Consider the following 12,788-nt stretch of genomic DNA (forward strand, 5'->3'; position numbering starts at 1 on the left):
GCACAACGGGCTGATCCGGCGCGACGGTCCGCCCGGGCAACGCGCGCTGCCCGAAAGCGCACCGCATGTTTCCCCCGGGTATGGCCCCGCCGCCCTCCCGCTCTCGCGCGCGCCCGGGACAGGGTGGCGGGGGCACACCCGGATTGCCGCACCAGACTGCGAGGGGGACCTTGATGGGAACCGCTGGCCCCGGCGGGCGGTACCGCCTGGGGCGGCTCGGCGCGACGGCGCTGTTGCTGATCCCCCTGCTCGGCGCGACCGCGGCCTCCGGCGAGAACCGCACCGCCGACGCCTCGCCACGGGTGGCCACCACGGCCCCGGAGACCCGGATCGCGTTCGCCGGCACCCGGCACCGCAGTCTCGGCGTGCCCACCTCCGCCACGAAGAGCGGCCCGCTGTTCGACGACGACGGCCCGGTCCACAACGACATCCAGCCGTCCGCCCTGGGCGACCAGATGGTCTTCGCCAGCCGCCGCGACGAGAAGGACCCGCAGATCTATCTGCGGTCCGCCAGTGGTTCCGTGCGCCGTCTCACCTTCGGCATGGACGCGGCTCACCCCCGGCTGACGCCGGACGGCGCCGTGGTCTTCGACGCGGCCGCGCCCGGCCCGGACGGCAAGAGCCAGCGCGATCTGTGGCGGGTGGGCACCGACGGCTCCGGGTTGAAACAGCTCACCAAAACCTCCGCCGACGAGACCTACCCGACGGTCTCCCCGGACGGGAAGCACCTCGCGTACTCCAGCAACGAGGACACGGCGGACGGCGCACAGATCTACGTACGGTCGCTGGACGGGCAGGGCATCCCCACCAAGGACACCCCCACCCGGGTCACCGATGCCAGGAACGGCACGGCCACCGAACCGATCTGGAACCCGGTGAACGACGACACCCACCGCAACCTCATCGCGTACACCGCGACCAAGGACGACGGCGTGTCCCAGCTGAGGGAGACGAACGGCACCGGCACCACCGACGGACCGCTGCTCGGCGGGGACCGGGAGGAGTGGCGGGCGCACGCCCCGGCCTGGATGCCGGGCGGGGACGAGGTGCTGTTCCTCAGCCCCGAGATCACCTGCCAGTGCGAGGGCAACTACGACCACGTGTTCCGCGCCAAGCGGCACGACGCCGGGACGCCCGGGCTGGTGCTGGACGAGGACCGGGAGATCGGCTCGCCCACCTGGCTCGGCCCGCTCGACGGCGGCCGGGCGGTGGTGGAGCACCTCACGGCCGAGGGCCCGCACACGGTGACGCTCCAGGACATCCGGGCGGACGGGGCCGACCCCCGCGACCTGAACCTGACGATCCTGAACGAGGACCCGGAGGCCGACACCAACACCGACGCGGGCAAGGACCCGCTCTTCCAGCCCCGGCCCGGCTACGACCCGTGGACCGAGCGGCAGAGCTACACACCGGACGGCCGCCGGATCGTGGTGACCCGTTTCCTGGGCGACCCCGGCAGCCGCGTCGAGGAGATCTGGCTGGCGGACGCCGACGGCACGCACCCGGAGGCGCTGAAGCTCGACGGACGCGGACCGGGCGTCCGGGACACCGACCCGGCGTTCTCCCCGGACGGCAAGTACCTCGCCTTCACCCGGATCACGCCGGGCACCGACGGGGCCGCGCCCACCAGCAAGGTGCTCATCGCGGACGTCGCCGACGGCAGGATCACCGGCGAGATCGTCCCGCCCGACGAAGAGCTCCCGGGCCAGGACGCCCAGCCCGCCTGGTCGTCCGACGGCACGATGCTGGCCTTCACCCGCAACAAGCTGGTCTACGGCGTCGGCGGCAACAAGCACATCTGGACCGTGCCCGTGAAGGACCTGGGCCGGCAGGAAGACCTGAGCGAGAAGATCTGCCCGGGCACCTGCGAGGTCATCGACGACAGCCCCGCGTTCTCCCCCGACGGACTCAGCATCGCCTTCAACCGGAAGAACGGCGGCGGTGTGGTCGACACCGGCGAGCACAACGGCATCATCGTGACCTCCGTGAAAGGCGACAACTGCAAGGTGCTCCTGCCCGGCTCCGCCCGCGACGTGCCGAACGCCTGCCGTCGCGAACTGCCGGAGAACCCCGGGCCGTTCCAGCCCCGGGACGCCGCCTGGACGCCCGACGGCACCTCCCTGGTGCTCAGCTCCCGTCCCGGCCAGCGGGTCAACAGCCCGGAGAAGCTCAAGGTGCTGAACGTCGTGACCGGCGAGCTGACCAAGCTCACCAACGACCTGCCGGGCCGGCACAAGGAGCCCACCGTCCAGCAGTCCGTCGACCTCGCCGTCCGGGCGCCCGGCACCGTCCCGGACGTGACCGTCGGCGACTCCACCACGGTCCGCGTCGAGGTGGTGAACAACGGCCCGGCCGCCTCTCCCGGCACCCGGCTGACCATCGCCCCGCCCGCCGGGGTCACCGTCACCCGGATCATCCGCCCCGACGGCAGTTGCGTCCCCGCGTCTCTCCAGTGCGACCTGGGCGTGGTGCGGCCCGGTGAGACGGTCCCGGTGGACGTCACCCTCACCGGGGTCACCCCGGGGGACGCGCCGGTCGGCTGGTCGGTCACCGGTACGGTCCTCGACCCGCGGCCCACCGACAACGCGGGCCAGACGGTGGTGCCGGTGCGCACGCCCCCGGCACCCACCCCGACCCCGACCCCTACGCCCACTCCCACCCCGACCCCGACCCCGACCCCGACCGTGCCCCCGGCACCCACCCCGACGCCGACACCGCCGCCCACCGTGCCGCCGGTGCCGCCGCAGCCGCCGGCGCCGAAGGCCGGTCCCGGCGTGCGCGTCACGGCCCAGCCGAACCCCGGCTACGTCGGCGGACGGGTCGTGGTGACGTACACCGTCCGCAACGGCCGCAACGCGCTGGCCACCGGGCTGCGGCTGCGCATCGGACTGCCCGCCGGCATCCCCGACAGCGGACCGCCGCCGGGCTGCGACACCTCCTGGCTGTGCGCGCTGCCGGACCTCCAGCCGGGCGCGAGCACCGTCGTACGCGTCGTCCTCAGCCCCAAGAAGGCGATGACCGGCCAGGTCACCGGCGTGCTCACCACCACCGGCACGGACGCCGACCGGAGCGACAACACCGCCCGGCAGCGGCTGCGCATCCTCCAGCCGCGCATCATCGCCGTACCGGACATCGGCAAGCCCGGCTTCGTCACCTCCGTGCGCGGCAAGGACTTCCCGCCCGGAGTGCCGGTGCGGTTCACCTGGAAGCCGGGGATCACCGCGGCGGCGGCGCCGACCGTGCCGGGGCCCGACGGCACGTTCATCGGCCAGCTGCTCATCCTCGCCAAGGACCAGACCGGGCCGCGCCTGATCTTCGCCAAGGGCCCCGGATTCTCCCCGGTGCATACCGACTTCCTGGTGGTCAGCGGCAGCATCCAGCCGCCCGACGAGGTGACCCGCCGGTGATCCACGAGGTCGACGAGGGGCTGCGCCGGCTGCTCACCGAGTCCGGCCTGGAGGCGTCGGGCGTCGAGGTCGTCTTCGACGCCCCCACCCGGGACTGGGCCGCGCGCCGCAGCGCGCCCACGGTCTGCGCCTTCCTGTACGACATCCGGGAGGACGCCACCCGGCGAGGCAGCGGCGCGGGGGAGGTGTACGACGCGGACGGACAGCTCGTGGCGCGGCGCACCCCGCCCCGCTGGTTCGATCTGACGTACTTGGTCACGGCGTGGGCGAGCCGCCCGCAGGACGAACACCGGCTGCTGTCACAGGTGCTCTCCAGCCTGGTCTCCTTCGACACGCTGCCCCCGCGGCTGCTCACCGGCACGCTCGCCGAACTGGGCCTGACGGTGGGCCTGGACGTCGCCGGGGCCGCCGCCGACGTACCGGCCGCCGCCGATGTGTGGTCGGCGCTCGGCGGCGAACTGAAGGCGTCGCTGGGGGTACGGGTACGGGCGCCGCTCGCCGGTGCGGTCACGGCCGTCGCGCCGCCGGTGACCGAGGGACTCGTCGTACGGTCCGCCGCCCGGCGCGCGGACGGGCAGGCGGACTCCGGGCGCCGGCTGCGCTACACGGAGGTGAGCGACCCGGGCCCGCAGGGCTTCGCCGGCCCCCGCGAACGGGGCCCGGCTCCCGCCCGCCGCCGCCACCGGGGAGACCGCCAGCCGTGACCCGCACAACGCGCACCACCCGCACGACCGGGACCACCGAGACGATCGACACCACTGAAACACCCGACATCCTGGAAAGCGCTGGGACGACCGGGACCACCGGGACTTCTGTGACGGACCGCGTCGCCGCCGGGCCGGCCGCGGAGCCGGACACCCGGGTGGACGCTCTGTGGGAGCGGCTGCGGGTCGTCGAGGAGCGGGTGCGGTGGGCGGTGGAGGCGCGGCGGGCCGGGGACCCCGATCCCGACGACCCGTACCGGGGGCAGTACCTCACCCCCGAGGCCGCGGCGCGCATCCTGGACGAGCCGGGCGGGCTCGGCGTACCCGGCCCGGACCCCTGGCAGCCGCCGGCCGATTCCGTCCTCGCCCCTCTCGCCGCGCGGTTCGGGCTGTCACCGCTGGACCTGGACCTGCTCCTGGTCGCGGTGGCGCCCGATCTCGACGCGCGGTTCGAGCGGCTCTACGGCTACCTCAACGACGACCTGACCCGCCGCCGCCCCACCGTCGGACTCGCCCTGGAACTGTGCGGGCTCGCCGGGGCGGCACCCGCACGGTTCCGGCTCGCCCCCGGCGCCCCGCTGGTCGCGGGCGGCCTGGTGGAGGTCACCGAGCCGGAACGGCCGCCGCTGTCCCGCGTCCTGGTGGTCCCCGATCGGGTCACCGCCCATCTCCTCGGCAACGCGTGGCCCGACGCCCGGCTGGCCGGCGTGCTCGACGAGGCCCGTGAGGACCCGACCGCCGAGCCCGAGACGGTGCGCCGCACGGCGGCGGCCGCCCGGACCGGCACCGGCCTGGTCCAACTGCGCGGCCGGGGCGACACCGGCGGCCTGGCCGTCGCCGCGCTCGGCGCGGCGGGCCGCGCCCCCTGGTGCTGGACGCGGCGGCGCTCGCCCGGCGCTCCGCCGACGTCCCGGAGCTGGCACGGGTGGCCGCCCTCGAAGCCCGGCTGACCGGCGCCGGGGTGGTCCTCGGCCCGCTGGAGGCCCTGCCCGACGAACCCGCCGAACGGGCCCGCACGCTCCGGACGCTGTGCACGGCGCTGCGCGGCATCCCCCTGGTGATCCACGGCACCCCCGGCTGGGACCCGGCCTGGGCCGCCGACACCCCCGTCGTCCTGACCGTGCCGGCGCCCTCGCCCGAGCGGCAGGCAGCACGCTGGCGGCACGCCCTGGAGCGGGCCGCCGGTGACGGCTCCGTACCCGGTGACGCCGAGGAGCTGGCCCGGGCGGTGGCCGCGCACCGTCTGGACTCCGGGCAGGTGCGCCGCGCCGCCGACGTGGCCGTGCGCACCGCCGCCCTCGCGGGCCGCCCCGTCCACCCCGACGACCTGCGCGCCGCCGTACGCGCCCAGAACGGCGCGGGCCTGGACCGGCTGGCCCGCCGGGTGGAGCCCACGGTCGGCTGGGACGACCTGGTGCTGCCGCCGCTCACCCACCGGCGGCTGCGCGAACTCGCGCTGCGCGCCCGCCACCGCGAGCAGGTCCTCGGACAGTGGGGAATGCGGCCCGGCGGCGGCCGCGGCCGCGGGGTGATCGCGCTGTTCGCGGGCGAGTCGGGCACCGGCAAGACCATGTCCGCCGAGGTCGTCGCGGCGGACCTGGGCATGGACCTGTACGTGGTGGACCTGTCCACGGTCGTCGACAAGTACGTGGGCGAGACCGAGAAGAACCTGGAGCGGATCTTCACCGAGGCGTCGGCGGTCAACGCCGTGCTGCTCTTCGACGAGGCCGACGCGATCTTCGGCAAGCGCTCGGAGGTGAAGGACGCACACGACCGGCACGCCAACATCGAGTCGGCGTACCTGCTCCAGCGCATGGAGTCGTTCGACGGGATCGCGGTGCTGACCACCAACCTGCGGGCCAACCTGGACGAGGCGTTCACCCGGCGGCTCGACGTGATAGCCGACTTCCCGGTGCCCGACCCCACCCAGCGGCTCGCCCTGTGGGAACGCTGCCTGGGCGACCGCCTGCCCCGGGCCGGCGACCTGGACCTCGGTTTCTGCGCCGACCGCTTCGAACTGGCCGGCGGCTCGATCCGGGCCTGCGCGGTGACCGCGGCCTACCTCGCGGCGGAGTCCGGGGCGCCGCTCACCATGAGCCAGGTGGTGACGGCGATCGCCCAGGAGTACCGCAAGCTGGGCCGCCTGGTCCTGGAGACCGAGTTCGGCCCGTACATGTCGGAGGCCGTACGCGCCTGAGGGGTGCAAGCGGTGGGTTCCGGGGCCCTTTCTCACGCGGGCCACCGCAACTCCCCAGGGGCGCGGGGAACCGCGCGCCCGGCCCGGACGCACCGGCACCCGGCAGCGCACCGGCACCCCTGCGGCGAGACCCGCGTCAGCGGCCCGTCGGCGACCCAGTGCACCGCCCGCGTGTCCGGCGTGTCCAGGGGCGTAGGGGCAGAGCCGGGGCAACGGCGGAGGGCGGGTGGGCGGTCGGGGCGGGATGGGAAAGGCAGCGGTCCTGCCCCCGGTCCGGTCCGCACGTCCCTGTCCCCCCGGCACGTCTGCCCCGCAGACTCGGCCTGGACACAGGTGACCCACCCGCAAGGACCCCGAAGGAGCGAGCATGCCGACGTACCTCACCCCGGGCGTGTACGTGGAGGAGGTGCAGTCCGGTGCCCGACCGATCGAAGGGGTCGGCACCGCCGTCGCCGCGTTCGTCGGGTTCGCCGAGACCGGCCCGTTCCACACCCCGACGCTGGTCACCAGCTGGGACCAGTACACCCAGCTGTTCGGCGGCTTCACCGAGGGCACCTACCTGGCCCACTCGGTCTACGGCTACTTCGCCAACGGCGGCGGCGCCGCCTACGTGGTGCGCATCGGCGGCTCCGCCCAGGACGCCTCCGCCCCGGCTGCCGAGGCCGGCGGGCGGCGCGAGGCCCGGGCGGCCCAGCCCGTGGAGCTGGGCGGCTTCCTGATCGCGGCCCGGCCGGGCGCCGGCGGTGTGTCGGTGGAGATCGCCGACGCCGACGGCGAGAACCCGCCGGAGGACCGCTTCAAGCTGCTGGTCCGCCAGGGCGACCAGGTCGCGGAGACGTACGAGGCCTCCACCCGGAAGAACGTCAAGGGATACCTGGTCACCCAGGCCCGCGGCTCCCGGCTGATCGAGGTCACCGAGCAGCAGGGCGCCACCCAGACCCGCCCCGCCAACCAGACCGTGCCGCTCGCCGAGGCCCCGGCCGCGCCCGCCCCGGCCGGCTCCGGCACGGTGGCCCGCCTCGACCCGGCCGAGTACGTCGGCGACGCGGCGGCCCGCACCGGGTTCGGCGGCCTGGAGAGCATCGACGAGATCACCATGGTCGCGGTGCCGGACCTGATGAGCGCCTACCAGCGCGGCGACATCGACGCCGAGGGCGTGCGCACCGTGCAGCTCGCCGTGATCTCGCACTGCGAGCAGATGGGCGACCGGGTCGCGGTCCTGGACACCCCGCCCGGGCTCAACGCCCAGCAGGTGCGCACCTGGCGCAACGACGAGGCGGGCTACGACTCCCGGTACGCCACCCTCTACTACCCGTGGGTGCGGGTCTTCGACCCGGCCGCCGGACGCAACACCACGGTCCCGCCGAGCGGTCACATCGCCGGTGTGTGGGCGCGCAGTGACGCCGAGCGCGGCGTGCACAAGGCGCCCGCCAACGAGGTGATCCGCGGCGCGGTCGACCTGGAGCTGCGGCTCAGCAAGGGCGAGCAGGACCTGCTCAACCCGATCGGCGTGAACTGCGTGCGCGCCTTCCCCGGCCGGGGCATCCGGATCTGGGGCGCCCGCACCCTCTCCTCCGACCCGGCCTGGCGCTACCTGAACGTGCGCCGGCTCTTCAACTACCTGGAGGAGTCGATCCTCCTGGGCACCCAGTGGGTGGTCTTCGAGCCGAACGACGACCGGCTGTGGTCGAGCATCCGGCGCAACGTCACCGCGTTCCTCACCGAGGAGTGGCGCCGGGGCGCGCTGTTCGGCCGCACCGCCGAAGAGGCGTTCTACGTCAAGTGCGACCGCGACAACAACCCGCAGGAGTCCATCGACCAGGGCCGGGTCGTCTGCGAGATCGGCGTCTCGCCGGTCAAGCCCGCGGAGTTCGTGGTGTTCCGGCTGGCCCAGTTCTCCGACAGCACCAGTCTCATCGACGAGTGAGACGAGCCAGACCAGTGACCCGCGGGTCCAGCAACGGAAGGTGACAGACAGTCATGGCAACGGGCGATGCTCTTTCCACCCACGTCTTCGGCGTGCAGCTCGGTGGCTACCTGGTCGAATCGATCCAGGAGATCAGCGGGCTGACCGTCGAGGAGGACGTCGTCGAGGTCAAGCAGGTCACCGCGGAGGGCAAGCAGATCATCCGCAAGCAGCCCGGCGGCCGGCAGGCGGGCGAGATCACGATCACCCGGGGACTCGACCAGAGCAGTGAGTTCACCAACTGGATCAAGGAGACCCTGAACAACGGGGCCGTGAACACCGCCCGGCAGAACCTCACCATCGAGATCAAGGACAGCGAGGGCAACACGGTCCGCCGTATCCAGCTGATGCAGGGCTGGGCCTCCAAGTGGGAGGGCCCCTCCCTCAAGGCCGGCGAGTCCGCCGCGGCCACCGAGTCCGTCACCATCGTGTTCGAGGAGATCATCGTCGAATGAGGCGTCGTACCGTGACGGCGGGCAACCTGGAGGAGATCCTCCAGCTGACGACGCCCGCCCCGGCGGCCGAGCAGGCGGCGGCGCCCCCCGCCGCCGCTCCGGCCCCGCCGCCGCGCGAGGAACCGCACGGGCTGCGCACCGAGTTCGAGTTCGTGCTGCCGCGCGGCTACGTCGACGAGGCGGGCACGGTGCACCGCGAGGGCGCGATGCGCCTGGCCACGGCCCGGGACGAGCTGCGGCCGCAGATCGACCTGCGGGTCAAGGAGAACCCGGCGTACCTGAGCGTGGTGCTGCTGAGCCAGGTGATCACCCGGCTCGGCACCATCACCGATGTGCACGCCGGGATCGTGGAACGGATGTATGCCACCGACGTCGCCTTCCTCCAGGACTTCTACCGCCGCGTGAACAGCGAGGGCCACACCCGGGCGGCGGTGACCTGTCCGCACTGCGAGGGCGGCTTCGAGGTCGACCTCTCGGGTGGGCGCCTGGGGGAATCGTGACGTACGCCCTTCCCCGGCTCCGGGAGGAGGTCGCGTACATCGCCTATCACTTCCACTGGTCGAGGGAGGAAGTCCTCGACCTGACGCATGACGAACGACGGCAGTGGGTGGCCGAGATCGCCCGTATCAACACCCGCGTGAACGAAGGCGGTTGAGCACATGGCATGGCGGGACAGGCTGCGCCGCCGGTCCGCCGGGACGGGGGGCGCCCGGCGCGGGGAGCGTGACGGTGCCCCGGCTGCCGCCGTGCCCGGTGCTCCGGCCGCCGCCGCGCCGGACGCTCCGGCCGCCTCCGTGCCCGCCGACTGGGACGGCGGCTGGCGCCGTACCGCGCCGCCGGAGCTGACCGTCTCCCGGGCGCCGCTCGGCGTCAGCGACGGACTCGCCTTCCGGTCCGGCCTCGCCGCCTGGCAGAACCCGTCGTTCGACTCCGGCCTCGCCCACGCGCTGCTGCCCACGGCCCCGACGGGCCTGGTCCACGGCGTCACCCAGCGCCCGGCCAGCCCTCGGGCCGCCCGCACCGAAGGGGGCCCGCTGCTGCTGCGGGCGCTGCGGCGGGAGGGCGACCGGGAGACTCCGGACGGACCGGCGCCGGTGCCGGCCGATTCGGCTTCCTCGGGCTCGGCTTCCTCGGGTTCGACTTCTTCCCGTCCGGCTGCTCCGGTCGTGGGGGCCGGGCCTTCCCGAGCTTCCCGTGGCGGGGCCGCGGGGGAGGGGCGTACGGGTGACGCCTCGCCGAGTCGTGGCCTCGCGTCCGCCGGTTCCCCCGCCGTGCTGTCCTCGTCGTCTCCCGCCGTCCAGCGGTCGGTCGAGCCCGGCGCCGGTCCGGTGGTGACTCCGGCCGGCCCCGGCCACCGGCCCACCGCACCGGAGATCCCGGTGGTGCGGCGGGTGACGGCGGTCCCGGGCGCGGCGGCGTCGGGCGGGACCGTCTCCCAAGCACCGTCCGGCTCCGGAGGAGGCGCGCGGGCCCAGGCATCCAGGGCTCCCGGATCCGACGGGTCCGACGTGCCCCGTCCGGCCGTCCGGCCCCGCCCGACGAGCCCCTCCCTGACCGTGGCCCGCCGCCCGGCCGGTGCCGTGCGCCGCGTGCCCGCACTGCGCCCGCCGGCTCCGACTTCGACTCCGGCCTCGGCCCCGGCTCCGGCTCCGGACAAGGGCGCCCAGGCACCGGCCCGCCCCGCCACCGGCAAGGCCCCCGAGGGGCCCGGCGGCCACTCCGCCGCGACCGCCGACACCGGGACGAGGTCCCGCCCGGCCGATCCCGCGCAGGGTACGGCGACCCGTGCACCCCTCGGTGCCCCACTCACCGAACTCCCGTCCACCGCGAGGCCGTTGACGGACAACACCCCGGTCCAGCGGGCCCGGTCCGGCACCGCTCCGGCGCCCGGTCCGGCGCTCCCCGTCGTCCAGCGCCAGGCCGAGGGCGCGTCCGGCACCCCGGGCTCGTCCGACAACGGGTCGAAGGACACGGCCCAGCGCACCCCGGACGGTTCCGCCGGTACCCCGAACGGGCCCGCCGCCCGCAGTGGGGCGCGCGCACGCGGCGGCCTGGGCGCGCCGCTGCCCGAGCTGCCGCCGACCGCCGACATCCCGGGCGGCCGGGGTGACCGGCGTGCTCGGGTACGACAGGACCGGGCACCCGGAGCCACGCCCGACCAGGGACGTACGCCCGCCGACGCCGCGTCGCCCGCGACCGGAGGAACCGGCACGGACGCCCCGTCGCCGGGCCCCGCCACCGTGCAGCGCCGCCCGTCGGCGGACCCCGCCGACGGAAGCGGGCCGGGGGCCGGTACCCCGGCGCACCCCGGAAGCGGCCCGGACGTGCCGCTGCTGGGCGAGGGCGCGGTGCGGCGCGGTCTGGCGGCGGACTCCGCCGGCGGGGGCACCCCGGAAGCCGGTGCCCACCTCGGAGACGGCCTGGCCGCACCGCTGTTGGGCAAGCCCACCGTGCAGCGGAGTGCGGCGGCGGACCCGGTGCCCGGTACCCGTGCCGGAAGCGGCCTCGACGCGCCCTTGGTGGAGAAGCCCAGCGTGCAGCGAAGCGCGGGGTCGGACACCGGCGCCCGGCCGTCGGGCTCGGGCGGCGCTCAGGACGCGCCGTCGGCCGGGAAGAGTGTCGTACAGCGTCGTCCGGCGGGGGATTCCGCCGAGGGGCGTGCTGCTGGGACCGGTACGCCGTCGCGCCCGGGCGGCGCTCAGGACGCGCCGTCGGCCGGGAGGGGCGTCGTGCAGCGTCGTCCGGCGGAGGGTCCCGGCGAGGGGCGTGCTCCCGGGGTCGGTACGCCGTCGCACTCCGGCGGCGGTCCGGACACGCCGCTGCTGGGCAAGGACGTGGTGCAGCGCGCTCTGGCGGCGGACTCCGCCGGCGGGCGCGCCCCCGAGACGGTCACCCACTCCGCGGACGGCCCCGCCACGCCGCTGGTGACACCACCCCAGGTCCAGGCCGGCGCCTCCCAGGCTCCCGTCATGGGCGGCGCCCCTGCCACGCCTCCGGGCCGGGCCCCCGGTACGACCCCCGGTGCCCGGCGCGGCTCCGCCGCCGAGACCCCGGTCGTCGTCGCGCGGGCCGTGGCCGACGGCACGTCCGGTGGACCGGGTGCCCGGCGTCCGGGAGCGGCCGGGCAGTTCCCGCTGACCGTGGCCCGCTCGGCCCCGGCGGCACCCCGTACCCTCTCGCTGCTCGCCGCGCGTCCGCTCACCCTGAACACCCGGCCCGCGGCGGGAGCGGCGGCGCCCGCCGCCCCGCGCCCCACCGGCCGTCCCGTGGTTCCGGTCCGGTGGCCCGGCACCCCGGACCACCGAGGTCCGGCCGCCCCCACGGCGCCCAGCGTCCAGCGGGCCCCGGCCGCGCCAACGCCCGGGCCCGCGGCTGTCGTTCAGCGTGCCCCCGGCCCGGCGGCCGTACGGGCCTCCGCCCCCGTGCGCCCCGGCCCGCAGCCCTCGGCCACGGTCCAGCGCGTCCCCGTCGTCCGCCCGGCCCCGCCCCGCGCGGAGTCGTCCGGGCCGGGCGCCTCCCCCTCGTCCGCCCCGGCCGCGCCCCCCGTACCCGCGCGGGCCCTTCCGGTGACCGCCCCGCAGGCGCCGCCGCTCGCGGAGCGCCCGCCGACGGCGGAGGCCCAGGCACCGGCGGCGCCCGTACCCGTGGTCCGGTGGCAGAACCCCGCGCGGGCCGGTGCCACCGGGGGAAAGGCGCCCGTGGTGCAGCGCGCCGGTGACGACGCGTCCCCGGCCGGGCCGACGCGCGGCCGCCGGCGGTCGGCCACCGTGTCCGGTACGTCGTCCGATACGTCTTCCGGCTCGTCGTCCGGTACCTCGTCCCGCTCGTCGTCCGCCGGCAGGAACGCGACCCGGCGGACCCCCGAGACCCCGCCCGACCCCGGTCACGACCTGGACGAGCTGGCGCGCCGGCTGATCGACCCGGTGGCCCGGCTGCTCCGTGCCGAACTGCGGCGCGGCCGGGAGCGCACCGGACGTCCGCACGACGGGCGCCGCTGAGACCACGGACAGGGATGAGGCGACCCGATGAACGACGCCACGCCAACGAAAGCAGGCCTGC

General features: G+C 75.6%; 7 protein-coding genes and 1 pseudogene. All 8 read left to right on the top strand.

Annotation, left to right across the window (positions count from 1 at the left end; translation table 11 throughout):
• Positions 1-173: 173 nt before the first annotated feature.
• Positions 174-3,407, top strand: a complete 3,234-nt coding sequence (locus HB370_RS21175) for a DUF11 domain-containing protein (RefSeq protein ID WP_106980628.1) — start codon at positions 174-176, stop codon at positions 3,405-3,407.
• Positions 3,404-4,111: a DUF4255 domain-containing protein gene (locus HB370_RS21180; protein WP_030780544.1), complete on the top strand. Its 708-nt coding sequence runs from the start codon at positions 3,404-3,406 to the stop codon at positions 4,109-4,111. Before HB370_RS21175 ends, HB370_RS21180 begins: the two co-directional genes overlap by 4 nt.
• 110 nt (positions 4,112-4,221) lie before the next feature.
• Positions 4,222-6,308: pseudogene (locus HB370_RS21185) on the top strand (ATP-binding protein).
• A gap of 367 nt (positions 6,309-6,675) precedes the next feature.
• On the top strand, positions 6,676-8,235 hold the full coding sequence (locus HB370_RS21190) for a phage tail sheath family protein (protein ID WP_030780540.1): 1,560 nt from the start codon (positions 6,676-6,678) through the stop codon (positions 8,233-8,235).
• Between the two features lie 53 nt (positions 8,236-8,288).
• Positions 8,289-8,729 (top strand): phage tail protein, encoded by a 441-nt coding sequence (locus HB370_RS21195; protein ID WP_030609652.1) that lies wholly within the window; start codon positions 8,289-8,291, stop codon positions 8,727-8,729.
• The gene (locus tag HB370_RS21200) at positions 8,726-9,229 is read left to right on the top strand and encodes a zinc-ribbon domain-containing protein (RefSeq protein ID WP_030780538.1); all 504 of its coding nucleotides are present in this window, start codon (positions 8,726-8,728) and stop codon (positions 9,227-9,229) included. The genes HB370_RS21195 and HB370_RS21200 overlap by 4 nt, the downstream gene beginning before the upstream one ends.
• Positions 9,226-9,384, top strand: coding sequence for a DUF6760 family protein (locus HB370_RS21205; RefSeq protein WP_167345732.1), 159 nt, complete (start codon positions 9,226-9,228; stop codon positions 9,382-9,384). Before HB370_RS21200 ends, HB370_RS21205 begins: the two co-directional genes overlap by 4 nt.
• A 4-nt stretch (positions 9,385-9,388) precedes the next feature.
• Positions 9,389-12,727, top strand: coding sequence for a hypothetical protein (locus tag HB370_RS21210; protein ID WP_157855557.1), 3,339 nt, complete (start codon positions 9,389-9,391; stop codon positions 12,725-12,727).
• The last annotated feature ends 61 nt before the right edge of the window (positions 12,728-12,788 follow it).

This window comes from Streptomyces sp. DSM 40868 (genome assembly GCF_011820545.1).
Taxonomy (GTDB): Bacteria; Actinomycetota; Actinomycetes; order Streptomycetales; family Streptomycetaceae; genus Streptomyces; species Streptomyces eurythermus.

What these genes read in the sequence shown, in the direction of transcription:
- HB370_RS21210 (WP_157855557.1), top strand. Translation starts at nt 9,389, where the DNA reads ATGGCATGGCGGGACAGGCTGCGCCGCCGGTCCGCCGGGACGGGGGGC.
- HB370_RS21175 (WP_106980628.1), top strand. Translation starts at nt 174, where the DNA reads ATGGGAACCGCTGGCCCCGGCGGGCGGTACCGCCTGGGGCGGCTCGGC.
- HB370_RS21195 (WP_030609652.1), top strand. Translation starts at nt 8,289, where the DNA reads ATGGCAACGGGCGATGCTCTTTCCACCCACGTCTTCGGCGTGCAGCTC.
- HB370_RS21200 (WP_030780538.1), top strand. Translation starts at nt 8,726, where the DNA reads ATGAGGCGTCGTACCGTGACGGCGGGCAACCTGGAGGAGATCCTCCAG.
- HB370_RS21190 (WP_030780540.1), top strand. Translation starts at nt 6,676, where the DNA reads ATGCCGACGTACCTCACCCCGGGCGTGTACGTGGAGGAGGTGCAGTCC.